Origin of the sequence: Allobosea sp. (genome assembly GCF_051860145.1) — a bacterium.
Classification (GTDB): Bacteria; Pseudomonadota; Alphaproteobacteria; order Rhizobiales; family Beijerinckiaceae; genus Allobosea.
The window spans coordinates 62,904-88,572 of the sequence record NZ_JBHYEM010000011.1 but is presented as its reverse complement, the minus strand read 5'-3'; the positions used below and the strand labels follow the sequence as shown (position 1 = coordinate 88,572).

At 67.4% G+C, this 25,669-nt stretch carries 21 protein-coding genes; 13 read left to right on the top strand and 8 right to left on the bottom strand.

Annotation, left to right across the window (positions count from 1 at the left end):
* Window positions 1-139 precede the first annotated feature (139 nt).
* From ACTIF2_RS18110 to ACTIF2_RS18075, 8 genes are all read left to right on the top strand, one after another.
* Window positions 140-1,390 (top strand): efflux RND transporter periplasmic adaptor subunit, encoded by a 1,251-nt coding sequence (locus ACTIF2_RS18110; RefSeq protein WP_439498495.1) that lies wholly within the window; start codon window positions 140-142, stop codon window positions 1,388-1,390.
* A complete protein-coding gene (locus tag ACTIF2_RS18105) occupies window positions 1,390-4,530 on the top strand; it encodes an efflux RND transporter permease subunit (RefSeq protein WP_439498494.1) in 3,141 nt (1,046 codons plus the stop codon). Before ACTIF2_RS18110 ends, ACTIF2_RS18105 begins: the two co-directional genes overlap by 1 nt.
* Before the next feature lie 175 nt (window positions 4,531-4,705).
* Complete coding sequence (locus ACTIF2_RS18100; RefSeq protein WP_439498493.1) at window positions 4,706-5,731, top strand: DUF2865 domain-containing protein; 1,026 nt, start codon at window positions 4,706-4,708, stop codon at window positions 5,729-5,731.
* Window positions 5,732-5,887: 156 nt separating this feature from the next.
* The gene (locus tag ACTIF2_RS18095; protein ID WP_439498492.1) at window positions 5,888-6,979 is read left to right on the top strand and encodes a DUF2865 domain-containing protein; all 1,092 of its coding nucleotides are present in this window, start codon (window positions 5,888-5,890) and stop codon (window positions 6,977-6,979) included.
* A gap of 338 nt (window positions 6,980-7,317) precedes the next feature.
* Complete coding sequence (locus ACTIF2_RS18090) at window positions 7,318-8,331, top strand: extracellular solute-binding protein (protein ID WP_439498491.1); 1,014 nt, start codon at window positions 7,318-7,320, stop codon at window positions 8,329-8,331.
* A 23-nt stretch (window positions 8,332-8,354) separates the two neighbouring features.
* Window positions 8,355-10,007 (top strand): ABC transporter permease, encoded by a 1,653-nt coding sequence (locus ACTIF2_RS18085; RefSeq protein WP_439498490.1) that lies wholly within the window; start codon window positions 8,355-8,357, stop codon window positions 10,005-10,007.
* Window positions 10,008-10,156: 149 nt separating this feature from the next.
* Window positions 10,157-11,917: an AsmA family protein gene (locus tag ACTIF2_RS18080; protein ID WP_439498489.1), complete on the top strand. Its 1,761-nt coding sequence runs from the start codon at window positions 10,157-10,159 to the stop codon at window positions 11,915-11,917.
* An 86-nt stretch (window positions 11,918-12,003) separates the two neighbouring features.
* Window positions 12,004-12,300, top strand: coding sequence for a hypothetical protein (locus ACTIF2_RS18075; RefSeq protein WP_439498488.1), 297 nt, complete (start codon window positions 12,004-12,006; stop codon window positions 12,298-12,300).
* Window positions 12,301-12,363: 63 nt separating this feature from the next.
* Here ACTIF2_RS18075 and gyrA read toward each other — a convergent pair whose 3' ends face one another.
* Entirely contained in the window at window positions 12,364-15,078 is a 2,715-nt protein-coding gene (gene gyrA, locus ACTIF2_RS18070) for a DNA gyrase subunit A (protein ID WP_439498564.1), read from the bottom strand.
* Window positions 15,079-15,382: 304 nt separating this feature from the next.
* Between gyrA and ACTIF2_RS18065 the strand changes: the two genes are divergently transcribed.
* Entirely contained in the window at window positions 15,383-16,015 is a 633-nt protein-coding gene (locus ACTIF2_RS18065) for a MarC family protein (RefSeq protein WP_439498487.1), read from the top strand.
* Window positions 16,015-16,641: a Pr6Pr family membrane protein gene (locus ACTIF2_RS18060; protein ID WP_439498486.1), complete on the top strand. Its 627-nt coding sequence runs from the start codon at window positions 16,015-16,017 to the stop codon at window positions 16,639-16,641. The genes ACTIF2_RS18065 and ACTIF2_RS18060 overlap by 1 nt, the downstream gene beginning before the upstream one ends.
* A gap of 41 nt (window positions 16,642-16,682) precedes the next feature.
* On the opposite strand, the gene ACTIF2_RS18055 is transcribed toward ACTIF2_RS18060, so the two are convergent.
* The 3 genes from ACTIF2_RS18055 to ACTIF2_RS18045 all read right to left on the bottom strand — a co-directional run bounded on the left by ACTIF2_RS18055 (window position 16,683) and on the right by ACTIF2_RS18045 (window position 19,676).
* Window positions 16,683-17,129 (bottom strand): GNAT family N-acetyltransferase, encoded by a 447-nt coding sequence (locus tag ACTIF2_RS18055; protein WP_439498485.1) that lies wholly within the window; start codon window positions 17,127-17,129, stop codon window positions 16,683-16,685.
* Between the two features lie 9 nt (window positions 17,130-17,138).
* Window positions 17,139-18,317: an E22 family MetX-like putative esterase gene (locus tag ACTIF2_RS18050; protein ID WP_439498484.1), complete on the bottom strand. Its 1,179-nt coding sequence runs from the start codon at window positions 18,315-18,317 to the stop codon at window positions 17,139-17,141.
* A gap of 243 nt (window positions 18,318-18,560) precedes the next feature.
* Window positions 18,561-19,676, bottom strand: coding sequence for a M20 family metallopeptidase (locus ACTIF2_RS18045; RefSeq protein ID WP_439498483.1), 1,116 nt, complete (start codon window positions 19,674-19,676; stop codon window positions 18,561-18,563).
* A gap of 142 nt (window positions 19,677-19,818) precedes the next feature.
* Here ACTIF2_RS18045 and ACTIF2_RS18040 point away from each other — a divergent pair, with 142 nt between their 5' ends.
* The 3 genes from ACTIF2_RS18040 to ACTIF2_RS18030 all read left to right on the top strand — a co-directional run bounded on the left by ACTIF2_RS18040 (window position 19,819) and on the right by ACTIF2_RS18030 (window position 21,236).
* Entirely contained in the window at window positions 19,819-20,187 is a 369-nt protein-coding gene (locus tag ACTIF2_RS18040) for an ArsR/SmtB family transcription factor (RefSeq protein WP_439498482.1), read from the top strand.
* A complete protein-coding gene (locus tag ACTIF2_RS18035) occupies window positions 20,184-20,678 on the top strand; it encodes an SRPBCC family protein (RefSeq protein ID WP_439498481.1) in 495 nt (164 codons plus the stop codon). The genes ACTIF2_RS18040 and ACTIF2_RS18035 overlap by 4 nt, the downstream gene beginning before the upstream one ends.
* An 84-nt stretch (window positions 20,679-20,762) precedes the next feature.
* Window positions 20,763-21,236 (top strand): VOC family protein, encoded by a 474-nt coding sequence (locus ACTIF2_RS18030; RefSeq protein ID WP_439498480.1) that lies wholly within the window; start codon window positions 20,763-20,765, stop codon window positions 21,234-21,236.
* Window positions 21,237-21,509: 273 nt separating this feature from the next.
* Here ACTIF2_RS18030 and ssb read toward each other — a convergent pair whose 3' ends face one another.
* The 4 genes from ssb to ACTIF2_RS18010 form a co-directional block, all read right to left on the bottom strand.
* Complete coding sequence (gene ssb / locus ACTIF2_RS18025) at window positions 21,510-22,043, bottom strand: single-stranded DNA-binding protein (RefSeq protein WP_439498479.1); 534 nt, start codon at window positions 22,041-22,043, stop codon at window positions 21,510-21,512.
* A 253-nt stretch (window positions 22,044-22,296) separates the two neighbouring features.
* Complete coding sequence (locus ACTIF2_RS18020; RefSeq protein ID WP_439498478.1) at window positions 22,297-23,577, bottom strand: 3-phosphoshikimate 1-carboxyvinyltransferase; 1,281 nt, start codon at window positions 23,575-23,577, stop codon at window positions 22,297-22,299.
* An 82-nt stretch (window positions 23,578-23,659) separates the two neighbouring features.
* On the bottom strand, window positions 23,660-24,454 hold the full coding sequence (locus ACTIF2_RS18015; RefSeq protein ID WP_439498477.1) for a phytanoyl-CoA dioxygenase family protein: 795 nt from the start codon (window positions 24,452-24,454) through the stop codon (window positions 23,660-23,662).
* A 204-nt stretch (window positions 24,455-24,658) separates the two neighbouring features.
* Window positions 24,659-25,570 (bottom strand): LysR family transcriptional regulator, encoded by a 912-nt coding sequence (locus tag ACTIF2_RS18010; RefSeq protein ID WP_439498476.1) that lies wholly within the window; start codon window positions 25,568-25,570, stop codon window positions 24,659-24,661.
* Window positions 25,571-25,669: the final 99 nt, after the last annotated feature.

The following is a 25,669-nucleotide window of genomic DNA, read 5'->3' as shown; positions in this document are numbered from 1 at the left end:
ACATCGCGGGTTTAACCCCGTTTCGCCCTTGCGCCTACGCCCGCGCCCCGGCATGATAAATGCTTGCGGCTAGAACGGTTTGGGGGACGACCGTTCCAAATGGTACCAGGGGCTGTCCCCCTCTGGCGCAAGGTTTCGCATGGCGGGTCTGACTCTTGGGCGCGTTGCTGTCCTGGCCGCTTTCGGCGTGGTCGCCGTCGGCGCAGGTCTGCATTATTCCGGCCGCACGGTTCCGTGGCCGCTCGACCGCATTCCTTACGGCAAGGTCATTCCGCCTTATGCCGCACAGGCGCAACAGGCTGCGGGCCCGCAGATGCGCGCCGGACCAGCGCAGCGGCCACCGGTCACGATCGTGACGGCCCGGGCGGACAGGCGCGCCATGCCGGTCCGGCTCGACGCGATCGGCACGGTCCAGACGCTCTCGACCGTGACGGTGCGCTCCCGCGTCGATACGCAGATCATCGAGGTCGGCTTCCCCGATGGCGGCTATGTGAAGAAGGGCGATGTCCTCTTCCGCCTGGATTCGCGCCTGGCCGAAGCGCTGCTGAAGCAGGCCGAGGCCGCTGTCGCCCGCGACAAGGCCTCGCTCGGCTCCGCCGAAGCGGACCTGCGGCGGGCGGAGGAACTGGCCAAGCGCGACTTCGCCACCGACCAGCGCCTCGACACCGCGCGGACCCAGGTCGCTACGCTCAGGGCCAGCATCCGCGGCGGCGAGGCCGCGGTCGACGCGCTCAAGGTGCAGCTCACCTATTATACGATCACCGCCCCGGTCTCCGGCCGCATCGGCGTCGCCGGCCTGAAGGAAGGCAACATCGCCAAGACCGGCGACAACTCGGCCACGCTGGTGACGATCAACCAGGTCGATCCGATCTATGTCAGCTTCGCCCTGCCCCAGCGCCACCTGCCCGACATCCGCGCGGCGATGAATGCGGGCACCGCCATGGCGCTCGCCACGCCGCAAGGCGCCAGCCGCGGCGTCGCGGGCAAGATCGCGGTGGTCGACAACCTCGTCGACGCGACGACCGGCACCATCCAGATGCGCGCGATCTTCGACAATGCGGACGAGTCGCTCTGGCCCGGCGCCCTGTGTCAGGTCCGGCTGACCCTGCGCGTCGAGCCCGACGCCCTGACCGTGCCGCGCGAGGCGGTCCAGAACGGCCAGAACGGCACCTTCGTCTTCGTCGTCGAGGACGGCGTGGCACGGGCGCGCCCTGTGACGGTGGACCGCACGATCGACGACCGCGTCGTGCTCGCCTCCGGGCTGAATGGCGACGAGACCGTCGTCATCGACGGCCAGCTCCTGTTGACGGAGGGCGCCCGCACGATCGAGCGCACCCGCAGCCAGAGCCCGCCGCCGAACCTCACGTCGCAGCGTGGGAGCGCCAGCTGATGAACCTGCCGGAGGCCTGTATCCGTCGTCCGGTGATGACGACGCTGCTGATGGCGACCTTCCTGATCTTCGGGCTGTTCGCCTTCAAGCAGCTTCCGGTCGCGGCGCTGCCGCGGGTCGATTTCCCGACCATCAATGTCAGCGCCCGCATGCCGGGCGCCAGCCCGGAGACGATGGCCTCCTCCATCGCCGCGCCGCTCGAGCGCGAATTCGCGTCGATCTCAGGCATCACCGCGATGTCCTCGGTCTCGCAGCTCGGCTCGACCTCGATCACCCTGCAATTCGACTTGAACCGCAATATCGACGGCGCCGCGCTCGACGTGCAGGCGGCGCTGAGCGCCACGACCCGGCGCCTGCCGCCCGAGCTCCCTGCCCCGCCGAGCTTCAGGAAGGTGAACCCGGCCGACCAGCCGGTGCTGTTCATGGTGCTGACCTCGGCGACGAAGCCGCTCTACGAGGTGCACGAATTCGGCGAGAACATCCTGCAGCAGCAGATCTCGCAGCTTCCCGGCGTGGCCCAGGTCAACATCTTCGGCGCGCAGAAATACGCGGTGCGCGTGCTGGTCAATCCGGACGAGGTCTCGGCCCGTGGCCTGGCGCTCAGCGACGTCCGGACCGCGATCGCGGCCGCCAACTCGAACTCGCCTGTCGGCACCCTGAACGGCACGAACCAGCGGCTGACGCTGGGCGCGACCGGCCAGATGGAGCGCGCCGCCGAATACGGCAGCCTGATCATCTCGCAGAAGAACGGCGTGCCGATCCGCCTGGAGGACGTGGCGCAGGTCTATGATTCCGTCGAGAACAACCAGACCGGCAGCTGGTATAACGGCCAGCGCTCGATCATGCTCGCGGTCTACCGCCAGTCCGACGCCAACACCGTCCAGGTGGTCGACAGCATCAAGGCCCGGCTCGACGCCTATCGCGCGCAGCTCCCGGCGGCGATGGAGCTGCACGTCCTCAACGACCGCTCGATACCGATCCGCGAGGCGGTCGAGGATGTCGAGGTCTCGCTGATGATCGCGATCGCGCTCGTGGTCCTGGTGATCTTCCTGTTCCTGAAGAGCCTGGCCGCGACGCTGATCCCGACGCTCGCTTTGCCGATCTCGCTGGTCGGCACCTTTGCGATCATGCACGCGCTCGGCTATTCGCTCGACAATATCTCGCTGCTCGCGCTGACGCTGGCTGTCGGCTTCGTCGTCGACGACGCGATCGTCATGCTGGAGAACATCATCCGGCATATCGAGATGGGCAAGAAGCCGTTCCAGGCGGCGCTCGACGGCTCGCGCGAGATCGGCTTCACCATCCTCTCGATCACCATCTCGCTGGTCGCCGTCTTCATCCCCGTCTTCTTCATGGGCGGCGTGGTCGGCAAGGTCTTCGTCGAGTTCGCCGGCACGATCGCCGCCGCGATCATCGTCTCGGGCTTCGTCTCGCTGACGCTGACGCCGATGCTCTGCGCCCGCTTCCTCAAGGCCCATGACCACCACAAGCGGCCCGGCCTGATCGAGCGCATCTTCGAGGCCGGCTTCCAGGGCATGCTCAGTGCCTATCGCTGGACGCTGGACGCGGTGCTGAAGGCGCGTTTCCTGATGCTGCTCTTCACGCTGGCGACGGTCTACGTCTCGGCGCAGATGTATGTCAGCATCCCGAAGGGCTTCTTCCCGATCGAGGATACCGGCTTGCTGCGCGGCGCGACCGAAGGGCCGCCCGACACCTCCTTCGAGGCCATGGCGGAGCGCCAGATCCGCATCGCGGCGATCGTCAAGGCCGATCCCGCCGTCGATTACCTGACCTCGAATATCGGCGGCTTCAACGCCACCAATAACGGCTTCTTGTTCATTGCGCTGAAGCCCAAGGAAGAGCGCGACAAGGCCGAGGTGGTCATCGCCCGGCTCCGGCGTGCCGCATCGGAAGTGCCCGGCATCACGGCCGTGTTCCAGCAGGTCCAGAACATCAACCTCAATGCCGGCCGCTCGTCACGCGCCCAGTATCTCTATTCGCTGCAGGGGCCGGATCTGAACGCCCTCTTCAGCTACGCCCCGCTGATGCAGCAGCGGCTCGCCCAGATCCCGCAGCTGCGCGACGCCAATATCGACCTGCAATTGCGCAACCCGCAGCTCTCGATCGAGATCGACCGCGAGCGGGCGGCGAGCCTCGGCATCTCCAGCGACCAGATCCGGCAGGCGCTCGGCAATGCCTTCGGCTCGCGCCAGATCGCCACGATCTTCACGCCCTCGACCGACTACCAGGTCATCATGGAGGCCAATCGCGCCTACCAGCAGGACCCGGCCGTCCTGTCGCGCCTGCTGCTCAAGGCGGCGAACGGGCTCAACGTGCCGCTCGAGACGGTGGCGACGATCAAGCCGAGCGTCGGCCCGCTCGCGGTCAACCGCATCTCGCAGCAGCCGGCGGTGACGATCTCGTTCAACACCGCGCCGGGCATCTCGCTCGGCGACGCGGTCAACGCCATCCGGGCGGCCGAGCGCGACGTCAATCTGCCGGCCTCGATCGTCACCAGCTTCGCCGGCTCGGCCCAGCTCTTCCAGGATGCGCTGAAGGGCCAGGGCCTGCTGATCTTCGCGGCGATCCTGGTGATCTACATCATCCTCGGGATTCTCTACGAGAGCTTCATCCACCCGATCACGATCCTGTCCGGCCTGCCCTCGGCCGGCCTCGGCGCGCTGCTGGCGCTCGAATATTTCAGCATGGACCTGTCGGTGATCGCGATCATCGGCATCCTCATGCTCGTCGGCATCGTCAAGAAGAACGCCATCATGATGGTCGATTTCGCGATCGAACGCCGCAAGCAGGGCGACGATGCGTTGACCGCGATCCGCGAGGCAGCGCTGGTCCGCTTCCGCCCGATCATGATGACGAGCTTCGCCGCGATCTTCGGCGTGCTGCCGATCGCGCTCGGCGCCGGCGCCGGCGCGGAGCTGCGCCAGCCTCTCGGCATCGCCGTGGTCGGCGGCCTGATCGTCTCGCAGTTGCTGACGCTCTACATCACGCCCGTGGTCTATTTCTACCTCGACAAGGTCGACACCTGGTTGTCTGGACGCAACCGTGGCGAGCAGACCCCGGTCCCGGCAACGGCCATCCCCGTAGCCGTTCCTCAGGCCGCGCATCGCCAGGACGTCTGAAATCCGGCTAAAAGCCGGCATAGTTTCATAAAACTGTCGCTAATCCGGCCGATTTTTGGTCATTCTCCTCGGGTTTTCCCGGAGATTGCATCAAGGGCGGGATTGTGTCCTAAAGTAGAAAGAACTAAGGATAGCGTAACAATAGGCGAGTGACCGAACCCATAGGGAGTCGCCCATGTTGCGCATCCGTGACGTTCCGCCGCTGCCGGACCATGATGTTCCGGCCCCGCAACCGACCAAAACCAAAACTCTCAAACGCGTCCGGCTTGGCGTGTTCGGCGCTGTTGGCGCCGTGCTCGGTGTCGGCGGCATGATGCTGACGGTCTCGCTGGTCAAGGCCGGCGACGATGCCGGCGTCCGCGCCTTCATCCTCGAGGAGGCAGCCAAGCGCGCGGTGCTCGCTCCGCGAGCCTCGGCCTATGCCCCGGCCGGCATCCCCATGAGGCTGCCGCTGGTCCAGACCAATCCCGACGGCCGCATCGCGCATCCGCCGGTGAATCTCCAGGTGAAGAAGCGCAGCAGCGGCAAGAAGAGCGCGGACGCCAACGCCCATTACGACACCGTCTCGGGCGCCGCCAATGTCGCCCGCACGATCTGCGTGCGCCTCTGCGACGGCTATCACATGCCGATCGGCCATTTGCGCTCGCAATCGGACATGCCGGCCCATGAGGCGCTGTGCACGGCGCTGAATCCCGGCATCCCGGTCAAGGTCTTCCGGGTTGCGGCCGGCGCCGAGAGCATCGACGGCGCCACGGCGTCGGATGGCAAGACCTATGGCTCGCTGCCCGTCGCCTACAGCCACGAGACCTCGGCCGACACCGCTTGCCGCCCCGCCATCGCCACCGCTGAAGACCGCCGCGTCTCGCTGCTGCGCGATTTCACCCTGCGTCCGGGCGACGCCATCGTGCTCGACGGCAAGGTCACGACCTTCGAGGGCTCCTCGAGCTGGCCTTACACCGCGCGCAACTTCCGCGACTTCCGCAACTCGCGCGAGCTCAGCGCCAGGGAGCGGCGCACGATCGACGCCGCCGTCGGCGTTTCCCGCCGCGAGGGGCAGATCCGCTCCTTCCGCAAGCAGATGCGTGTCGACGAGGCGAAGGCGAACGCCGCGACCGTAGCCTTGCGAGGCCAGTCCGATACCGCCCCGGCGGGAACCAACACCACTGTCGTGCGCCACATCACGATCGACCCCGAGACCTGACCGTCCTCCCCTCATGGCCAGGCCACTGGGCGCGTTGCGTTAAGCAACGCGCCCATTTTTCGTGGCCGGACAGGGCCGCGCCGTTGAAGCTTAACGAAAAGTAAACTACACCTTCCTCGCGGCGGATGATGAACAGGCGCGAGTGGAGTTGACGCGATGTTTCGTGTCCGTGAGACCTCTGGACAGGGCAACCTGCCTCCTGAACCCGCCCGCGCGGTTGCGCCTGTGGTCAATGCGGGGCGCCCCATCCGGCTAGCGGCCCTCACGGCCCTTGGCCTGTCACTGGGCGCTGGCGGCGCGATCCTCACCGTATCCCTCGTCCAGGCCGGCGACGATGCCGGCGTGCGCGCCTTCCAGCTCGAGGAAGCGGCCAGCCGCCGCCTCGCCCGGGCCCCGCGCGACGGCGTCTACAGCGCCAGCGCTTATGCCCCTGCCCGCAACACCTGGACGCTGCCGCTGTTCCGCACGATCCCGGACGGGCGCATCGCGCATCCGCCGGTGGTGCTGAACCCGTTCAAGCCGACCGAAGCCGCGCCGCGGCGGCACCAGGCTGCGCGTCACGCGGGCTCCCGGGTACCGACCAGAACCGTCGCGACCAAGACCGCGGCGACCAGGATGGCTCGCACCATTTGCGTCAGGCTCTGCGACGGCTTCCACGCCCCGCTCGGCGACCTGCACGCGCAATCCGATCTGAAAGCGCATGACGCTCTCTGCCGCGCCATGAACCCGGGCATCCCGGTCAAGGTTTTTCGCGTTTCGGCCGGCGCCGACACGATCGACGGCGCCGTCGCGCAGGACGGCAAGACCTATGGCTCCCTGCCGGTCGCCTATGGCCACGAGAAATCGGCCGACCCGGCTTGCCGGCCACCGATCGTTGCGGAGGGCGAACGCCGCGTCTCGCTGCTGCGCGACATCACGCTGCGCCCCGGCGACAGCGTCGTGCTCGACGGCAAGGTCAAGACCTTCACCGGCTCGTCACGCTGGCCCTACAGCCCGCGCGATTTCGTCGATTTCCGCGCCGCGGGTGAGCTCAGCGCCAGCCAGCGCCGCAGCATCGACCAGCGCGTCGGCGTCTCGCGCGACGAGGCGCAGCTGCAGGCGCTGCGCCGCCGGATGCGGACGCGCGAAGCCGCCCTGCACGACGACAACCTGATGAGCGACGCCGTCGTCCTGCGCGGCTCGATCGACCCGCAAGCGCGCGGCCCTGTCCGCGTCGTCGCTCAATCGCCGTTCGCCGCACAGCCGTAGAGCACACGGTTTTCATATCGAAACACGGCGTCTTTCAGGGGCGCTGCGCAGTGGCGAGCCCGGAACCCAGAACCGCTGTAGATCATCATGTTCGATGCAACAGGCGGCGCATCGTCATGAGAACTCGGCGGCTCTGGGTCCGGGCCCGGAATGACGGTACGGCATTGCCCGGCGCGCAACGATACCTTCTTTTGAATCCATCTAAACAAATTGCTCTTTAGAATTCATACAAGCAATTGATCTATAACGCCTTTTTGTGTTGACCGCGCGCATCCCCCTGCACTACCGCTCCCCTATTGCGACCCCGTAGCGGGCCATAGAACCCGATGGAGCGAACCATGATCGAGAAGACACGTCTGCCTCTGCTTGCCTTGGCGTCGTGCCTGCTGGCCACTCCCGTCCTGGCGCAGAGCGTCAATCTCTACACCACGCGCGAGCCCGGCCTGCTCAACCCGGTCGTCGAGGCCTTCACCAAGGACACCGGCATCAAGGTCAACACCGTCTTCCTGAAGGATGGCCTCGAGGAGCGCGTCAAGGCCGAGGGCGCCAACAGCCCCGCCGACGTCATCATCATGGTCGACGCCGCCCAGATGATTTCCGCCGCCAATGCCGGCGTCACCCAGCCGATCAAGTCGGCCGCGGTCGACAAGATCGTGCCCGCGCAGCTGCGCGACCCGGACGGCAACTGGGTGACCCTGACCAAGCGGGCCCGCATCGTCATCGTCTCGAAGGACCGGGTGCAGCAGGACGCGATCACCTACGAGGATCTCGCCGACCCGAAATGGAAGGGCAAGTTCTGCATCCGCGCCGGCCAGCATCCCTATAATAACGCGCTGTTCGGCGCCTATCTCGCGCGCCACGGCGCCGAGAAGACCGAGGCCTGGCTCAAGGCCGTGAAGGCGAACGTCGCCCGCAAGCCCGGCGGCGGCGACCGCGAGGTCGCCCGCGACATCCAGTCGGGCCTTTGCGACATCGCGGTGATCAACACCTACTATATCGGGCTGATGAGCAACGCCAAGAACGAGCAGAAGGGCTGGTACGACGCGATCAAGCCGCTGAAGACCACCTTCGCCGGCGCCGGCACCCATGTGAACATCTCGGGCGCGGCGATCGCCAAGAACGCGCCCAATCGCGAGAACGCCGTCAAGCTGATCGAGTACATGCTCAGTGAGAAGGCGCAGGAGCTCTATGCCGACGGCAATTTCGAGTTCCCGGTCAACCCGGACGTCAAGGAAAGCGCCGCGGTGAAGCTGCTCGGCAAGGTCAATGTCGACACCACCCCGCTGACCGAGATCGGCAAGAACCGCAAGGCCGCCGCCGACCTCGTCGACAAGGTCGGCTTCGACAATTGAGCCTGAACGCCACTGCCGGAACGATGCGACAGCCGTCACGCTTGTGGCGGCCGTCGAGCCGTTTCGCCTTCGCCTCGCTGTTCGGCGCCGGCCTCGTCGCGCTGCCGGTGCTGGCGCTCGGGCTGACCGCGCTGTCCCCTGACGCCGCGTCGATCTGGCCGCATCTGGCCGCCAACGTCATCCCGGGCGCGCTCGCGAACACCGCGCTGCTGATGCTGGGCGTCGGCCTGTTCTGCGCGCTGACCGGCGTCGGCACGGCCTGGCTGGTCACGCAATACGAGTTTCCGGGCAGGCGGGCCTTCGAATGGCTGCTGGTCCTGCCTTTGGCGATCCCGACCTATCTGACCGCCTATATCTATGTCGAGATCATGGGCTTCCAGGGCCCGCTGCAGACCGCATTGCGGGCGGTGACCGGCTATCGCAGCCTGCGTGACTACTGGTTCCCCGATCCGCGCAACTTGGTGGGCGCGGTCTTCGTCATGGGGATCGTGCTCTACCCTTATGTCTATCTCAGCGTCCGGGCACTGTTCGGCCTGCAAAGCGCGGCGATCGTGGAATCGGCGCGCACGCTGGGCGCCTCGCGCGGCACCCTGTTCTGGAAAATCGGCCTGCCGATGGCGCGGCCGGCTCTGGCGGCCGGGCTGACCCTGGCCTTGCTCGAGACCCTCAACGACATCGGCGCGACTGAATATCTCGGCATCAACTCGCTGACCCTGTCGATCTACACGACCTGGCTCAACCGCGGCTCGCTGCCGGGAGCGGCGCAGATCGCCTGCGTCATGCTGATCCTCGTCGTGCTCCTGATCGCCAGCGAGGCACGCCTGCGCGGCGCCCGCCGCTTCTCGCTGTCGGTGCGCCAGCCGCGTGCGGTCGGCCGCAGCCCGCTCTCGCGTCGCGCCGCGCTCGGAGCGGGCCTCGCCTGCGCCCTGCCCGTGCTGCTCGGCGCATTGCTGCCGATCGGCTTCCTGGTGCAGCAGGTGCTCGCGCGCGGCCTGCTCCAGCAATTCGACGGCGCCCTGCTCGGCAATCTCGCCAATGCCCTGCTGCTCGCGGGCAGCGCCACCGCGCTCGTCGTCGCGCTCGGGCTCGGCATCGTCGCCGCCGGCCGCATCGGGCGCGAGCCCTGGCTGCCGGCGCTGGCCCGCATCGCCTCGCTTGGCTATGCCCTGCCCGGCACCGTCCTGGCGCTCGGCCTGCTGGTCCCGCTCGCCGCCTTCGACAACGCGTTCGCCAATGCCGTCACGGCCTGGTTCGGCGCCAGCCCCGGCCTCGTCCTGATCGGATCGGGAGCGGCTCTGGTCATCGCCTATCTGGTGCGCTTCCTGTCGATCGCGATCTCCGGCATCCAGAGCGGCCTCTCCCGGATATCGCCGCGCATCGACGATGCGGCGCGTGCGCTCGGCTCGAATGCGGGGGACGTCCTGCGCCAGGTCCATTGGCCACTCGCCCGCCCCGCCATCGCCGCGGCCGCGCTGCTCGTTTTCGTCGACTGCCTGAAGGAGCTACCGGCGACCCTGCTGCTGCGCCCTCTCAATGTCGATACGCTCGCCACCATCGTCTACGGACACGCCTCGCGCGGCGTCTTCGAGGATGGGGCGCTCGCGGCGCTGCTGATCGTGCTCGCCGGGCTCTATCCCGCCATCATTCTGGCGCGAGCGGGTGCCACGAAGGCGTGATTCGCCCTTGGCGTCCCGGTTTCCGAAGCCGATCCACAGCCGGCGAGCCGGGATGCCGGGCACAAACTCGACAAGCCTCCGGCATCGTCATAAACCGATCCACGCTTGACCTCCGGTTCGATTCCGGTCGCAGCTCCGGCCCAGGGCCCATGACACGACGCGTTTCCATCCTCGCCTATTGCCTCGCCATCGGCCTCGTGCTGCTCGGCCTGCAGTCATGGGGCATCGCGGTCGGGCGGATCGAGCGCCATGTCATCGCCGGCATCGAAGACCGCACGGGCCTGAAGATCACCAGCCTGGAGCGGGCGGAGATCGCCCTCCTGCCGCTGCCGCGCGTCGAGCTCTCGCAGGTCGCCTTTGCCCAGCATGACGGCATGCTGGCCGGCAAGGCGGTGCAGCTCAAGGCACGGGCGCGCCTGCTGCCGCTCCTGGTCGGCCGGCTCTCCTTCGATCGGATCGACCTGATCTCACCGGAAATCGACATCGCCGTCGCCGGAACCGAAGACGATCTCACCGAGTGGCTGGCAACCCCGCTCGCCTATCTCACCGGGCTCCAGAACCAGAGCCGCATCGTCATCATCGGCGGTTCGGTCTTCGCGCGTGCCCGTGGCGAGATTCGCACCATCCTGCGCGACATCAATCTGATCGTCGACGAACGCGAGCCGCAGGAACCGATAGCCGCGGGGGGGACGGTGAATTGGCGCGGCGTCGCCACCGACGTCAATCTGCTCTGGCCGACGGCCGGCGAGCAGGCCAGGCTCTCGTTCTCCGCGACATCCGCCTTGATGAACCTGCGCTTCGACGGCACGCGCTCGGGGCTGAGCTGGCCGGTCTATAACGGCCAGCTCAGCCTTTCCACCCGATCGCTGCCCGAGCTGTTCGGCTGGTTCGGCGAGACGCCCCGGCTCGCCGCCACCATCGGCCAGCTCAATCTCACCGCCGAGGCCCAGGTCAAGGGCAGCGAGATCTCGTTGAGCAACGCCAGCGCCATCCTCGATGGCGACCGGCTCGACGGTGCGATCACCCTCGGCAAGGCCGGGCCGCGCTGGTCGCTGTCGGGCACGCTCGCCGGCGCCGCGCTCGACCTCGGCCGGCTCTATGGCCGGCTCGACCTGCCGAAACCGGCACGGAGCGAGGCCGGCCCGACGCCGCTCGAATTCGAGGCCTGGACCGCCCATGACATCGACCTGCGCGTCTCGGTCGACGCCGCCCGCCTGGGCGGCGGCGCGCGCGTCACCGAGGTCGCGACGCAGTTGCTGGTCAAGAAGGGGCGCTTCGAGGCGGGCCTGCTGCGGGCTGCCGCTTATGGCGGCAGCGCCAAGGGACGGCTTTTGGCCAGCACCGCCCCTACCGGCGTCGAGGTCCGGCTGCAGGCCAATCTCGACAGGATCAACCTCGCCCAGGGCGTCGCCGACCTGCCCGGCCTGCCGCGCCTGAGCGGCAGCGGCAATCTGCAGCTGGCGCTGGACGGGACCGGCACCACGGCCGAGGAGGTCGTCGCCTCGCTCACTGGCAAGGCGAGCATCGCCTTGCGGCAGGGCGAGCTTGGCGGCTTCGCCTTCCTCGACCTGCTGCGCCGGGCCGAGCGCAGCCCGATGGCGGCTTTGCGCGAATGGCGCCAGGGCAAGACGGCTTTCGACAGCGCCGGCGCGACCGCCACGATCGCCAACGGCACCGCCACCATCACGGACGCGCAGATGGCCGGCCCGACCTATCGGCTGACGCTCGCGGGTCAGGCCTCGCTGCCCGAGAGCTGGATCGAGATGAGCGGCCAGCTCAATCAGGCCAATGGCTCCCTGACCGTCCCTCTCGTGCTGAGTGGCCCGCTTGATGCGCCCTCGCTCGCGCCCGATGTCGACGCCCTGCTGCGTCCCGCCGGCAGCACCCAACCGACCCTGCTGACCCGCTGACCCGCTGACGCGCCTGCATGGCGGGGTCCATTGACCCGTGCCAAACGCTATAGTTTCATTGTGGAAACGGGCGGAAGGCCAAGTGCATGCGCGCGCCAACCGGTTCGATCGTCGGGCTATGCTCGGCCTCCGCGACCATGTTCGCCGTGGGCATGGCCTTTCTCGGCTATTGGGGCGTGCATGAGCCCTCGCCCTGGGCGCCGCGCGATGTCGCGGTCGTGACACTCGCTTTCATCGGCTTCGCCGCGCTCGGCTCCGTCACCTGGATCGCCACCACGCCCGTTGCCGAGGAAGAGGCCGAGAAGGTCGTCCCCGCGCGGCGCGCCTTCGTCTCGGGCGTGCTCCTGATCTGGCTGTCGGTCCTGGTCTCGGTCGTGGGCTGAGGCGGCCGCCTGCCGGAACGTCGAACCATGGCGGGCACGCGCCCGCCACGGGTTGAGCCAGGCTCAGCTCTCCTGCTCGGGCCCATCCTCGGCGGCCGGTGCCTCGCCCTCCGTCTCGTCCTCTTCGCCATCGTCGCCGATGCACTCGACCGAGACGACCTTCTCGCCATCGGCGGTGTTGAACACGGTCACGCCCTGCGTCGAGCGCCCGGCGATGCGGATGCGGTTGTCCGGTCCCTTGTCGACCGGGACGCGGATGACCTGCCCGCCATCGGTGACGAGCATGATCTGGTCGCTGTCGATGACCGGGAAGGAGGCGATCAGCTTGCCGTTGCGCTCGTTGACGACCATGGCGACGATGCCCTTGCCGCCGCGCCCGGTCACCCGGTACTCGAAGGACGAGCTGCGCTTGCCGTAGCCCTTTTCGGAAACGGTGAGGATGAACTGCTCGGCGAGCTGCATTTCGAGCCGCTTGGCGCCGAGCTCGACCTCCCCCGTGGTCTCCTCGCCCTCGCCTGCCGGTGCTGCCGCCTCGACGTCCTCAGCCTCGCCGCTGATGGCCCGGCGGGCTGCGGCGGCGTCCTTCAGATAGGTTGCGCGCTCGTCCGGCGTCGCATCGAGATGCTTGAGGATCGCGAGCGAGATCACCTCGTCGCCCTTGCCCAGGTTGATGCCGCGCACGCCGGTCGAATCGCGGCCCTTGAAGACGCGCACCTCCGGCACGGCGAAGCGGATGCACTGGCCGCCGGCCGTCGTCAGCAGCACGTCGTCATGCTCGGAGCAGATCTGCACGTCGACGATGGAATCGCCCTCGTCGAGCTTCATCGCGATCTTGCCGTTGCGGTTGACCTGGACGAAGTCGGAAAGCTTGTTGCGGCGGACATTGCCGGTCCGGGTCGCGAACATCACGTCGAGCCGGTCCCAGCTCTCCTCGTCCTCCGGCAGCGGCATTACCGTGGTGATGCGCTCGTCCTTGTCCAGCGGCAGCATGTTGTTGAGGAATTTTCCGCGCGCATTGGGCGCCGAAAGCGGCAGCCGCCAGACCTTCTCCTTGTAGGCCTGGCCCAGCGAGGAGAAGAAGATGATCGGCGTATGCGTGTCGGCGACGAAGAGCCGGGTGACGAAATCCTCCTCGCGGGTCGACATGCCCGAGCGGCCCTTGCCGCCGCGGCGCTGCGCCCGATAGGTCGAGAGCGGCACGCGCTTGATATAGCCGGCATGGGACACGGTCACGACCATGTCCTCGCGCGCGATCAGGTCCTCGTCGTCGAGATCGGAGCCCCATTCATGGATCACGGTCCGGCGCGGCGTGGCGAAGGCGTCCTTCACCTCGGTGAGCTCGGTCTTGATGATCGACTGGATGCGGGCGCGCGAGCGCAGGATGTCGAGATAGTCGGCGATCTCGGTCGCGAGCTTGGACAGTTCCTCGCCGATCTCGTCGCGGCCGAGAGCCGTCAGGCGGGCCAGGCGCAGTTCCAGGATCGCCTTGGCCTGCGCATCCGACAGCCGATAGGTGCCGTCGGCGTTCATCGGGTGGCGCGGATCGTCGACCAGCGCGATCAGCGGCGCGATGTCCTCGGCCGGCCAGTCGCGCGCCATCAGTGATTCATGCGCCGCCGCCGGCGTCGGCGCCGTGCGGATCAGGCGAATGACCTCGTCGATATTGGCGACGGCGGTGACAAGGCCGCAGAGCACATGGGCCCGCTCGCGCGCCTTGTTCAGGAGGTAGCGCGTGCGCCTGGAGACGACCTCCTCGCGGAACTCGACGAAGGCCGAGATGAAGTCCTTGAGGTTCAGCACCTCCGGCCGGCCGCCGTTCAGCGCCACCATATTGGCGCCGAACGAGGTCTGCAGCGGCGTGTAGCGGTAGAGCTGGTTGAGCACCACGTCGGCCATGGCGTCGCGCTTGACCTCGATGACGACGCGCACGCCCTCGCGGCTGGATTCGTCGCGCAGGTCGGCGATGCCCTCGATCCGCTTCTCGCGGACGAGATCGGCGATCTTCTCGACCATCGAGGCCTTGTTCACCTGATAGGGAACCTCGGTGACGATGATCGCCTCACGCTCCTTGCGCAGCTCCTCGATATGGGTCTTAGAGCGCATCACGATCGAGCCGCGCCCGGTATGATAAGCCGAATGGATGCCGCTCTTGCCCATGATCGAGGCGCCGGTCGGGAAATCCGGGCCGGGCACGATCTCGATCAGGTCGTCGATCGAGAGCTCGGGATCGTCGATCAGCGCGACGCAGGCGTCGATCACCTCGCCGAGATTATGCGGCGGGATATTGGTCGCCATGCCGACGGCGATGCCGCCGGCGCCGTTGACGAGCAGGTTCGGGTAGCGCGCCGGCAGGACGGTCGGCTCGTGCTCCTTGCCGTCATAGTTCGGCTGGAAATTGACGGTGTCGAGGTCCAGGTCCTCGAGCAGCGGCATCGCCGCCTTGTCGAGCCGCGCCTCGGTGTAACGATCGGCCGCGGCGGAATCGCCGTCCATCGAGCCAAAGTTGCCTTGGCCGTCGATCAGCGGCAGGCGCAGCGAGAAGTCCTGCGCCATGCGCACCAGCGCGTCATAGACCGCGAGATTGCCGTGCGGATGGTATTTACCCATCGTGTCGCCGACGATGCGGGCGCATTTGGTATAGGGCCGGTCGGGCAGGTTCTTGTTCTCGTGCATCGAGAACAGGATGCGCCGGTGCACCGGCTTCAATCCGTCGCGCACGTCGGGAAGAGCGCGGCTCACGATCACGCTCATGGCGTAATCGAGATAGCTCTTCTTCATCTCGTCGGTGATCGCGATTGGCTTGATGTCGCCGCCGAAATGCGGCTCGTCCGGCTGTCCGTCGCGGGGGTCGTTGCTGTCGTCTTCGCTCAAGGGATGGGGTCCCGATTCCTACGATTTTTCAGGCTTCTGGCTACCCGATTCCGCGCTGCGAAGCCAGCAAAAGAGGGCGCCATCCAGAGAAAATAAAACCCGTTTATATCAATGCTTTAAGGGAGGTTTCTGACTCTCTTTCGCAGCCCCTCCACAATCCCGCCATCTTTGGCGCGTGACGCGGGGCCCGCGGCATGGCTAAGCTCGCCTTATGTTCCTGGAATATCTCACTTCCGCGCTGGTCACGCTCCTGGTCACGCTCGACCCGCCGGGGCTTGCGCCGATCTTCCTGTCGCTGACCCGCGGCATGTCGAGCGACGAACGGAGACAGGTCGCGCTGCGCGCCTGCATCATTGCCTTCTGCATCATGGCTTTCTTCGGCCTGGCCGGCGACGTCGTGCTGAAGGCGCTCGGCGTCTCGCTGCCGGCCTTCCGCATCGCCGGCGGGCTCCTGCTGTTCTGGATCTCGTTCGAGATGGTCTTCGAGCGCCGCAACGAGCGCAAACAGGCGACCGCCGAGATCGCGATCACCCAGGATCACATCCGCAACGTCGCCGCCTTCCCGCTCGCCATCCCGCTGATGGCGGGCCCGGGCGCGCTGACCGCGATGATGCTGCTCGCCGGCCGCGCCGACGGCAACCTCGCCATGCTCGGCTCGCTGGCGCTGATCTGCGGCCTGGTGATCCTGTCCTGTCTCGTGACTTTCTTCCTGGCGACGCCGATCGCGCGCCTTCTCGGCGTCACCGGCAATGTGGTGCTGACCCGTCTGCTCGGCGTGATCCTCGCCGCGCTCGCCGTGCAGTTCGTGATCGACGGCGTGAGCGCGGTGGTCAGGGGCGGATGATGAGCGATCTGTCGGGGACGACGCGGGCCATGGCGGGCGTGGTCGCGCTGATCATAGGCTGGGGGCTGGTCGTCCAGTTCAATGCCAGCCTTTCGCGGGTCGGAACCTGGCCGGAAACGCTCTGGATCATGCTGCGCTACTTCACCGTCATCGCCAATCTTCTGACGGCGATCGTGCTGGCAGGCGCAGCGCTCGGCCGATCGGACTTCGCCTCCCCCGCGAGGCTCGGCGGGGTGACGGTCGCGATGATGCTCGTCGGGATCGTCTATGCGCTTCTGCTGCGCGGCATGCTCGAGCTCAGCGGCGGCGACAAGCTCGCCGATCAGCTTCTGCATGTCGTGGCGCCAATCCTCGTCCCGCTGTTCTGGCTGCTCTTCGCCCCGAAAGGTGGGCTTCGCCGTGCCGATCCTCTGTGGTGGACGCTCCTGCCGGCGGTCTATTTCGCCTATGCGTTCGCGCGCGCCGCATGGGAAGGGGTTTACGCCTATCCCTTCATGAACATCGGCCGGCTCGGCTGGCACCCCGTGGTGGTCACCGCTCTCGTCATGGCCGCCGGCTTCATCGCCGCCGGCTTCGCCCTGCTCTGGCTGGACCGCCGCTTGTCCCGGCGGCCGGCAGAGGCGTAGCGCCGAGCTTCGTCAGCCGGGGTCCGTTATCGTCAAGGACGCTAGATCGCGAGCTCCATCAGCCATTCGCCATTCGGCAGTTGCGCACCCGTATCCTTGAAGCCCTGGGCGAGATAGAAGCCGTGCGGCCCCGCATCGCCGGCGACATAGCTCGTCCGCACCGTCTTGATCCCCTGCGACCGCAGCCTCTCGAACCAGAGCTGCAGGGCCGCCCGGCCATGGCCTTTGCCCTGCCCGCCCTTGTCGATCATGAAGCGCCAAAGAACGCAGGCATCGTCCGCTTCGCCCGGGCGCCACATGATGAAGCCGACGGCCGTCTCGCCGGCATAGACGGCCCGGAATTCTGCAGCGCGATTGAAATAGGCCTGGGCGATCGAGAGCGCGTTCGGCGCAACGAAGCCCCTTTGGCCGTCATGGGGCTCCAGCGCGCAGATGGAGCGCACGGTCTCGGCTGTGATCTCCCGCAGCGAGACGCGATGCGCGCTCAAGGCTTAGCCTCACTTCTCCAGGAAGGTCCGGATCGCGCCTTCCGCCTGCTTCATCGAGATCACGCCGTCGAGATGGCCGCGCGTGCCCTGGATCGTGATATGGGTCAGATCGACTCCGGCCTGCTTCATCGCCTCGGCGGTCTTGCCGATCGTATCGGTGGTGAAGACCAGATCCTTCGGCTGGGTGATCATCAGCACCGGCGCCTTGATTTTTGCCGCGCCCTCAGTGAGCGACTTGCCGCCGGCCGCGAAGGTCTGGTTGGCCTTGACCAGATAGAGGAAATGGTTGGCGTCGGAGACTTTTGCGCGCGCCTCGCCGGCATTGTCCAGGATGCTCTGGACCTGGAAGCGGTTGCTAAGAGCCTTGCCCGGCTCCTCGCCTTCCTTGGCGGCGCGCCGGCCGAAAGTACCGTTGGTCCAGTCACCGTGATTGGCCTGCAACGTCACCACTGCCAGCGCCTTGGCGAGGCCGGCATTCGGCGGCGTCTTGCCGTAATAGTCGCCCTTGTTCCAGTTCGGATCGACCAGGATCGGCGCCGCCCAGACGTCGAGCCAGGCGATGAGCTGCGCATCGGCCTCGGCCGCGCCGATCACCGGCATCGCCTTGGCGACCATCTCGGGATGGCTCGCAGCCCATTCCCAGGTCTGCAGCGCGCCCATCGAGGGACCAGTGACCAGCGCCAGCTTCTTGATGCCAAGACTCTCGACCAACGCCTTCTGGACATTGACGAAATCGCCGACGGTGACGATCGGAAAATCGAGCGCATAGGGCTTGCCGGTATCGGGATCGAGCGAGGCCGGGCCGGTGGTCGTGGTCTTGGGATCGCCGGTGTTGAGATTGACCAGCGTATCGGAGGACAGGACGAAATACCTGTTGGTGTCGATCGCCTTGCCGGGGCCGACGATCGCGTCCCAATAGCCGGGCGCCGCGTCCGCGGCCGCATATTTCCCGGCGGCGTGTGAATTACCCGAGAAGAAATGGCAGATCAGGATCGCGTTGGACTTGTCGGCGTTGAGCGTGCCGTAGCTCTCCCAGCCGACCTTGACGTTCTTCAGCGTGCGGCCGGACTGCGTTGTGAAGCTCGGCAGCTCGAAGACCTTCTTCTCGACCATCAGGTCCTGCGCCGACGCCATTCCCGCCACCATCATGCAAGCAGCGCCAAGGGCGCCCGCGATCCAGTTCTTCATGCCCGTTTCCCTTCCCGAGAACGGCCGTCAGGCGGCCTTGGAAGGATCAGAGCGGATTTGGCCGGCTAACGGAAGAGGCTCTCTTTCCTTCTCCCCTCGGGGGAGAAGGTGGCAGCGCGAAGCGCTGACGGATGAGGGAAGGACGGTTCGACGACGATACCACTCCACTCATCCGGCCGCGCTGCCCTCATCCGTCTGCTTCGCAGACACCTTCTCCCCCGAGGGGAGAAGGAGGGAGCCGGCTCACACCGCCTCGAGCAATCCCTTGATCAGGGCCCGGCGCGGCGCGATCGAGGAGATCAGCGCATATTCCTGCAGCGTATGGGCACCGTTCCCGTCGATGCCGAGGCCGTCCAGCGTCGGCACGCCGAGCGCGGCGGTAAAATTGCCGTCGGAACCACCGCCCGTCATCGGGCAGTCCTGCAGGTCGAGCCCGATCCCGGCCGCGACGCCGCGCGCCGTCTCGAACAGGGCGGCAACCGACTCCGACTTCTCATAGGGCGGGCGGTTCATGCCGCCGGTGATGGTCAGCCTGACATCGGGATCGCGCGGAGCGAGGCCTAAAATGCGGTTCTCCATCATCTTGCCGTCGGCGACGGTGGTGACGCGCATGTCGACGCTGAACCAGGCATGCTGGGGAATGACGTTGGCCGCCGTGCCGCCGCCGATCAGCGCGACCGATGTGGTGATGCCCCGTGCATAATCGGTCATGCCCTCGATCGCCAGGATCTGGTGCGCCGCCTCGCGGATGGCGCTGCGCCCATCGGCATGGCGCGAGCCGGAATGCGCCGGCCGGCCTTCGAGCTTGACCTCGAAGCGCCCGACGCCCTTGCGGGCCGTGACGATCCTGCCGCCCTCGCGCGCCGGCTCGGTGACCAGCACTGCGGTCGATTGCCGGCCGATATCCTCGATCACGCCGCGCGTCGTCGGCGAGCCGATCTCCTCGTCCGGCGTGAACAGGAAGACGAGCGGTCGCTTGGCCGAACCCGCCTTGGCGACCTCCTTGAAGGCCTGCAGCGCCAGCCAGGCGCCGCCCTTCATGTCGTAGACGCCCGGCCCGTAGAGCCTGTCGCCCTCGATCCTGACCGGCAGTTCCTTGGCGCTGGTCCCGACCGGGTGGACCGTGTCGAGATGCGACATCAGGCTGACGGCCTTCTCGCCATTGTCGAGCCCGGCCCGCAGGATCAGCGCATCGCCGAGGCCGTCCCGCCCCGGCAGGCGCTCCACCGCGATCGGCAGGCCTTCGACCTCCTTCGCGACGAGGTCCATCATGCCGTTGACGCCGGGAAGGTGGCGGGTGGGACTTTCGAGCGCGATCCAGACGGAGAGCGCTGCGGCGGCGGAGTCGGTGGTGCTCATGGCGCCGCTCTTAACCCCGAAGCCGCCTGACGCACAAGGATCGCGCCGCCTTGGGCGGAATGCTCCACCCGCATGGCACCGCTTGACAGGCGTGGCTCTCCCATTGCATAACCTGATTGTTATATAACCAATAGGGTATTTAATGTCCCCTTCCGGACGTCTCGACGCCACCTTCGCCGCGCTCGCCGATCCGACGCGCCGGGCCATCCTCGCCCGGCTGGCTTTGGGCGAGGCTTCGGTGACCGAGCTCACGCAGCCCTTCGCGATGAGCCAGCCGGCGATCTCCAAACATCTCAAGATGCTGGAGCGCGCCGGGCTGATCTCGCGCGGGCGGGACGCCCAGCGCCGCCCCTGTCGGCTGGAGCCCCAGGCGCTCGCCGAGGCCAATCGCTGGCTCGAGAGCTATCGCCAGTTCTGGGAAGGAACCTTTCAGCGCCTCGACGCCTTGCTCGACGAGATGAAGGCGGACGCAGCCAAGACCGCCGCAAGCAGACAGGGAGAGACAGAATGACGACCACACCCGCCCTGAGCGTGACGACGCCGAGCGAGCGCGAGATCCGGATGACCCGCATCTTCGACGCGCCGCGCGCGCTGGTCTTCGAGGCGATGCACCGGCCCGAGCTGCTGAAGCGCTGGCTCAGCGGCCCTCCGGGCTGGTCGCTCGCCGAGTGCGAGGCCGATTTCAGGGTCGGCGGCGCCTTCCGCCATCTCTGGCACGGCCCGGACGGCGCCGAGATGGGCATGGGCGGCGTCTTCCGCGAGATCGCAGCGCCCGAGCGCATCGTCCGCACCGAGATCTTCGACCAGGACTGGACCGGCGGCGAGGCGCTGGCGACCCTCGTGCTCAGCGAGCGTGCCGGCAAGACCGAGCTCGCGGTGACGGTGCTCTATTCCTCCCGCGAGGCCCGCGACGGGGCGCTCGCCAGCGGCATGAAGGACGGCGTCGCCGCCAGCTACGCCAATCTCGACACCCTGCTCGCCGGGACGAAGCGAGCCGCCTGAACCACGTCATCGACGCGAACGATATCAAGCCACGACCATCAGGCTCAGCCCGTCGGCTCGGCCGCATCCCAACCGGAGGACGTCATGCAGAAGATCACCCCATTCCTGTGGTTCGACAACCAGGCCGAAGAGGCCGTCGCCTTCTATGTCTCGGTCTTCAAGAAGGCGAAGGCCGGCAAGGTCATGCGTTGCGGCGATGCCGGGCCGGCGCCGCAGGGCAGCGTGCTCACCGCCTCCTTCGAGCTCGACGGCGTGGAGTTCATCGCGATGAATGGCGGGCCGCATTTCAGGTTCAACGAAGCGGTCTCCTTCCTGATCGAATGCGGCGATCAGGCCGAGGTCGACTACTACTGGGAGAAGCTGGTCGAGGGCGGCGGCAAGCACAGCCAGTGCGGCTGGCTCAAGGACCGCTTCGGCGTCTCCTGGCAGGTCACGCCGCGGATCCTGCTGGAACTGAACTCCGACCCGGATCCGGTGAAGGCCGGCCGGGTGATGCAGGCGATGATGAAGATGAGCAAGATCGACATCGCCAAGATCGAAGCCGCTCATCGCGGTTGACGGCGAGGTCAAACTGTCATTCCGGGGCGCTGCGCAGCAGCGAGCCCGGAACCCAGAAACACTGGCCTCACCGGACAGGCACAGCGGCCTCCGATCAGCGTCAGCGGTTCTGGGTTCCGGGCTCAGGCCTGCGGCCTGCCCCGGAATGACGGTTTGGCTAGTCTGTCCGTCCACCCGTCATTGCGAGCGCAGCGAAGCAATCCAGGAGGTCTCGCTCCACGCCCTGGATCGCGTCGTCGCTGACGCTCCTCGCGATGACGGAAACGTCTCGCCCTAGAACGGAATATCGTCGTCGAGGTTGGTGCTCGACGAGCGTCCGCCACCCGATGTCGCCGGCTGGGGCTGGCGCGAACCGCCGCCACCGCCCATCGGGCTCGAGCGCCCGAAGGAGCCGCCGCCGGAGCGATCCTCGACCGCGCCGCCGCCCTCGCCATATTCGTCCGAGCCGCCCTGGCCGCGGCTGTCGAGAATGGTCAACTCGCCGCGGAAGCGCTGCAGCACGATCTCGGTCGTGTATTTCTCGACGCCGGACTGGTCCTGCCATTTGCGGGTCTGGAGCTGGCCCTCGACATAGATCTTCGAGCCCTTCTTCAGATACTGCTCGGCGATCTTCGCGAGATTCTCGTTGAAGATCACGACCGAGTGCCACTCGGTCTTCTCCTTGCGCTCGCCGGTCTGCTTGTCGCGCCAGCTCTCGGAGGTGGCGATCCGCAGATTAACGACCGGCTCGCCGCTGCCGAGGCGACGCACCTCGGGATCGCGCCCGAGATTGCCGACCAGAATGACCTTGTTGACGCTACCAGCCATGAGAGGCTCCATTTCCTGCGCACATCTGCAAATCCGATCGGCGACCGGAGCCGGACCCTAGCGCCCGACGGCGGCACTATCAACGATGTTCCTGTTTTGTTCAAGCGCAAAAGCGGGAGTTGTCCCCGTGATAATGTGGGCTCAGTCGGCTCCCGTCATTGCGAGCGCAGCGAAGCAATCCAGGAGGTTCGCGCACTCCCCCTGGATTGCTTCGGAGCTTACGCTCCTCGCAATGACGGCAGTGCCCGGTGTCTCACGGCAGCTCGCCCTCGAACCTCACCCCGAGCGATCCCAGCGCGCGCCAGTAGTCCGGATAGGTCTTGGCCACGCAGCCGGGATCGAGAATGGTGATCCCGCCGATCTTCAGGCCCGCCAGCGCAAAGCTCATCGCGATGCGGTGGTCGGCGAAGCTGTCGATCTCGGCCGGCAGGGTCCGGCCGGCGAGCGAAGGGTCGGAGGCGACGAGGAGGTCGTCGCCTTCCTCGGTCCCGAGCCCCGGCCTGATCCGCGCCAGGCCCTGGGCCAGCGCCGCCACCCGGTCGCATTCCTTGACGCGCAAATTGGCGATGCCGGTGAAGCGCACTGGCGTCTCGTTGAAGGCAGCGAGCACGGCGAGCGTCGGCACGGCGTCCTGCATCTGTGAGCCGTCGATCTCGGCCGGCAGATGCGGGAAGGCGGCGATCAGCGCATGCGCCCTCGCGTCGGGCTGGGTGAAGGCCCCCGCCGGCACGCCGAGGTCGATCGCGCCGCCGGTCAACACCTCCGCCGCCCAGAGATAGGTCGCGGCCGAGGCGTCAGGCTCGATCAGGTAGTCGGCGGCGCGATATCCGGTCGGCTCGATCCGCCAGGTCGCCGCATCCGGCTGCGAGACCTCGGCGCCGAAGGCGGCCATCGTCGCCAGCGTCAGGTCGACATAGCCGCGCGCGCCGATCTCGCCGCTGCCCTGGCCGGTGAGCGCGACCTCGACCCGCCTGCGCCCGCAGGCGCCCGCCATCAGCAGGGCCGAGACATATTGGCTGGAGAGGCCGGCATCGACCTCGACCCGGCCGCCATTGAGCCCGCCCTGCCCCGCGATCGTCACCGGCGGGCAGCCGGTCAGTGCCTCCGCCGCGACACCGAGCGCACGCAGCGCCACGACCAGCGGCGCGATCGGCCGCTTGCGCATGTGCTCGTCGCCATCGACGACGACGCGGCCCTCGACCAGCGCCGCCGCGGCGGTGAGGAAGCGCGTCGCGGTGCCGGCATTGCCGAGGAAGAGCGGCCCGGCCGGCGCGCGCAGGCGCCCTTCGCCGGTGACGACGAAGCTGGTTGCATCCGGCTCCTCGACGGCGACGCCCATCGCCCTGAGCGCTTGCGCCATGTAGCGGGTGTCGTCGCTCTTCAGCGCGCCGGAGAGCCGGCTCGTGCCCTTGGCCAGCGCCGCCACCAGCAGGGCCCGGTTGGTGATCGATTTCGAGCCGGGTGGCGTCACCCGCCCGCGCAGCGGCCCCGCCGGCGGCAGGATGGTGAGTTTGCGGAGTTCCGCTTCGATCATGACAGGCTCGCCCTCGCCATTCGGCTTCGTCGCGAGGCTCTTAGACCCTGCGGCTGGCAAGCGGAAGCCGAGCCGTCACTCTTCAGCGCAGCGCCAGCCTGATCGCCTGCTCGACCGGCGAATGGGCGCCATCCGCCCGCTCCAACACCAGTGGTTCGGCCGGCAGCAGCGGCGGCTGGGCCATGAAGCGCGGCCGCGTCCCGCGATGCGACTGCGCCGAATGCACCAGGAATGGGTGGCAGAGATAGACGGTGCCGGCCTCGCCCACCGCCGCGACCTCCGGGCAATCCGCCGTCTCGTCGAAGCCGTTCGCCGCCAGCTCCCGCAGCGACAGCCCCTCCTCGCCCGCCGGCGCGAGCTGCCGCGCGATCTCGCGATGAGAGCCGATGCGGATGCGCGTCGGAGCGTCGCGTTCCCCGACATCGGAGAACAGGAATAGCATCAGGAGCGCCCTGCCCTTCGAGCGGACATTGGCCCGCCAGGACAGGAAGTCGAGATTCTCCAGCCCGAAGCTGACATCGACATGCCAGCCGGCATCGCCCGGGTCGTCCGGCGACGGGAAGCGGACCGGGAAGGTGCCGAGCGCGCCGGGCTTGCGCCAGCGCCCCGGCCCGACGAGCCGGTCATAGGCCGCGTGCAGGATTGGCGTATTGCCGGCCGCGCGGAACGGCGCATCGGCATAATGTCCGAGTCGGATCACCGGCTTCGCCCAGCTCGCCGGATCGTCCGGGTCGCAGCCGCTGTCGCGCCAGAGGATCGCGCGGCCCTGCTCCGCAAGTTCGCGCGGAAAGGCGGCGTCGATCTTAACGAAGCCGTTTTCGATGAAATGCTGGATCTGCGCGTCGCTGAGCGCGCGCGCGGCATCGATATGAGGCATGGTGGATTCACCTGAGCACAGGCTCCCGCTCTGCCAGAAAGGCAGGCGAAGCCGGGAAATCGGAAGAAGCTGGAGGCGCGTGAGCGCCGGGGCCGTCGGCCCCGCCTCAGCGATTTCGGAACAGCGTCGAGGCGACGATGCGCGTGAACATGCTCATCCTGCCGAGGATAAGCGGCGATGCGGCCGATTTGTGGCGGCTACGCTTCAGTCCACAACCTCCGCCAAGCGACCGGCATCAGCCAGCGCCTTCAGCGCCTTGACGGTCTCCCGCAGGCCGCGATGCAGCGGCTTGTCGCGGCGAATGACGACGGCGAGCTTGCGGTGAAGCCGCGGCGAGAGCGGACGGACCGCGAGCGCGCCCCGGTCCTTCGCCGTCCGCACCGCCATGCCCGGCAGCACGGCGCAACCGAGGCCCGCGCCGACCAGCTCCTTGATCGCCTCGACGCTGCCGAGCGACATGACCGGCTTCAGGCTGACGCCGCTGCGCGCGAACCATTCATCGGCGATCCGGCGCGTATTGCCGCCGGGCTCGAACAGCAGCACCGGCAGGCTCGCCAGCGCCGCCGCCGTGACGCGGGCCGGCAGCGCCATTTCCGGCGGTGCGATCACCACGAATTCGTCGTCGAGGACCGGCGTGATCTCGAGGATACGGCCCGAGGCGGGCAGCGAGACCAACCCGACATCGATCAGGTTCTCGTCGACCGCCTTGACGATATCGCTGGTGTTTCCGGTGCTGACGGTGATCTCGAGCGTCGGGAAGCGCTGGCGCAGGTCGCGCAGGATCGGCGGCAGCAGGAAGATGCAGGCCGTCGCGCCCGTGCCGAGCCGCACCCGCCCCATGGCACCCGTCGCATGCCGCGCCACCCCGTCGAGGGCAGCCGAGACCGCCGCCTCGATTTGCCCGGCATGGCCGAGAAGCTCGGCGCCTGCGGCCGTTGGCTTTGCCCGGCGCCCGACGCGCTCGATCAGGGTCACGCCAAGTCGACGTTCGAGCTGGCGGATCTGCAGGCTCACCGCCGGCTGGCTCAGGCCCAGCTTCTCGGCCGCGGCCGAGAAGCTGCCGAGCGCGATGACGTCGCAGAAGCTGCGGAGATGGTCGAGATTGAGGTCGCGCATACCAAAGAATTTCTCATGCTGCGCATAAAATTCAAAAGCTTCTTTTATCGCCGGAAACGGAGCACCATCATTCGTCCGCTGGCGCGGTCCGAGTCTCCG

Bases quoted from the DNA above. Each gene is read 5' to 3' on its own strand.
- ACTIF2_RS18010 (WP_439498476.1), bottom strand. From the start codon at position 25,570: ATGCGCGACCTCAATCTCGACCATCTCCGCAGCTTCTGCGACGTCATC.
- ACTIF2_RS18095 (WP_439498492.1), top strand. From the start codon at position 5,888: ATGTTTCGTGTCCGTGAGACCTCTGGACAGGGCAACCTGCCTCCTGAA.
- ACTIF2_RS18045 (WP_439498483.1), bottom strand. From the start codon at position 19,676: ATGAGCACCACCGACTCCGCCGCCGCAGCGCTCTCCGTCTGGATCGCG.
- gyrA (WP_439498564.1), bottom strand. From the start codon at position 15,078: ATGAAGAAGAGCTATCTCGATTACGCCATGAGCGTGATCGTGAGCCGC.
- ACTIF2_RS18065 (WP_439498487.1), top strand. From the start codon at position 15,383: ATGTTCCTGGAATATCTCACTTCCGCGCTGGTCACGCTCCTGGTCACG.
- ACTIF2_RS18080 (WP_439498489.1), top strand. From the start codon at position 10,157: ATGACACGACGCGTTTCCATCCTCGCCTATTGCCTCGCCATCGGCCTC.
- ACTIF2_RS18100 (WP_439498493.1), top strand. From the start codon at position 4,706: ATGTTGCGCATCCGTGACGTTCCGCCGCTGCCGGACCATGATGTTCCG.
- ssb (WP_439498479.1), bottom strand. From the start codon at position 22,043: ATGGCTGGTAGCGTCAACAAGGTCATTCTGGTCGGCAATCTCGGGCGC.
- ACTIF2_RS18015 (WP_439498477.1), bottom strand. From the start codon at position 24,454: ATGCCTCATATCGATGCCGCGCGCGCGCTCAGCGACGCGCAGATCCAG.
- ACTIF2_RS18110 (WP_439498495.1), top strand. From the start codon at position 140: ATGGCGGGTCTGACTCTTGGGCGCGTTGCTGTCCTGGCCGCTTTCGGC.
- ACTIF2_RS18060 (WP_439498486.1), top strand. From the start codon at position 16,015: ATGAGCGATCTGTCGGGGACGACGCGGGCCATGGCGGGCGTGGTCGCG.
- ACTIF2_RS18020 (WP_439498478.1), bottom strand. From the start codon at position 23,577: ATGATCGAAGCGGAACTCCGCAAACTCACCATCCTGCCGCCGGCGGGG.
- ACTIF2_RS18105 (WP_439498494.1), top strand. From the start codon at position 1,390: ATGAACCTGCCGGAGGCCTGTATCCGTCGTCCGGTGATGACGACGCTG.
- ACTIF2_RS18075 (WP_439498488.1), top strand. From the start codon at position 12,004: ATGCGCGCGCCAACCGGTTCGATCGTCGGGCTATGCTCGGCCTCCGCG.
- ACTIF2_RS18035 (WP_439498481.1), top strand. From the start codon at position 20,184: ATGACGACCACACCCGCCCTGAGCGTGACGACGCCGAGCGAGCGCGAG.
- ACTIF2_RS18040 (WP_439498482.1), top strand. From the start codon at position 19,819: ATGTCCCCTTCCGGACGTCTCGACGCCACCTTCGCCGCGCTCGCCGAT.
- ACTIF2_RS18030 (WP_439498480.1), top strand. From the start codon at position 20,763: ATGCAGAAGATCACCCCATTCCTGTGGTTCGACAACCAGGCCGAAGAG.
- ACTIF2_RS18090 (WP_439498491.1), top strand. From the start codon at position 7,318: ATGATCGAGAAGACACGTCTGCCTCTGCTTGCCTTGGCGTCGTGCCTG.
- ACTIF2_RS18050 (WP_439498484.1), bottom strand. From the start codon at position 18,317: ATGAAGAACTGGATCGCGGGCGCCCTTGGCGCTGCTTGCATGATGGTG.
- ACTIF2_RS18085 (WP_439498490.1), top strand. From the start codon at position 8,355: ATGCGACAGCCGTCACGCTTGTGGCGGCCGTCGAGCCGTTTCGCCTTC.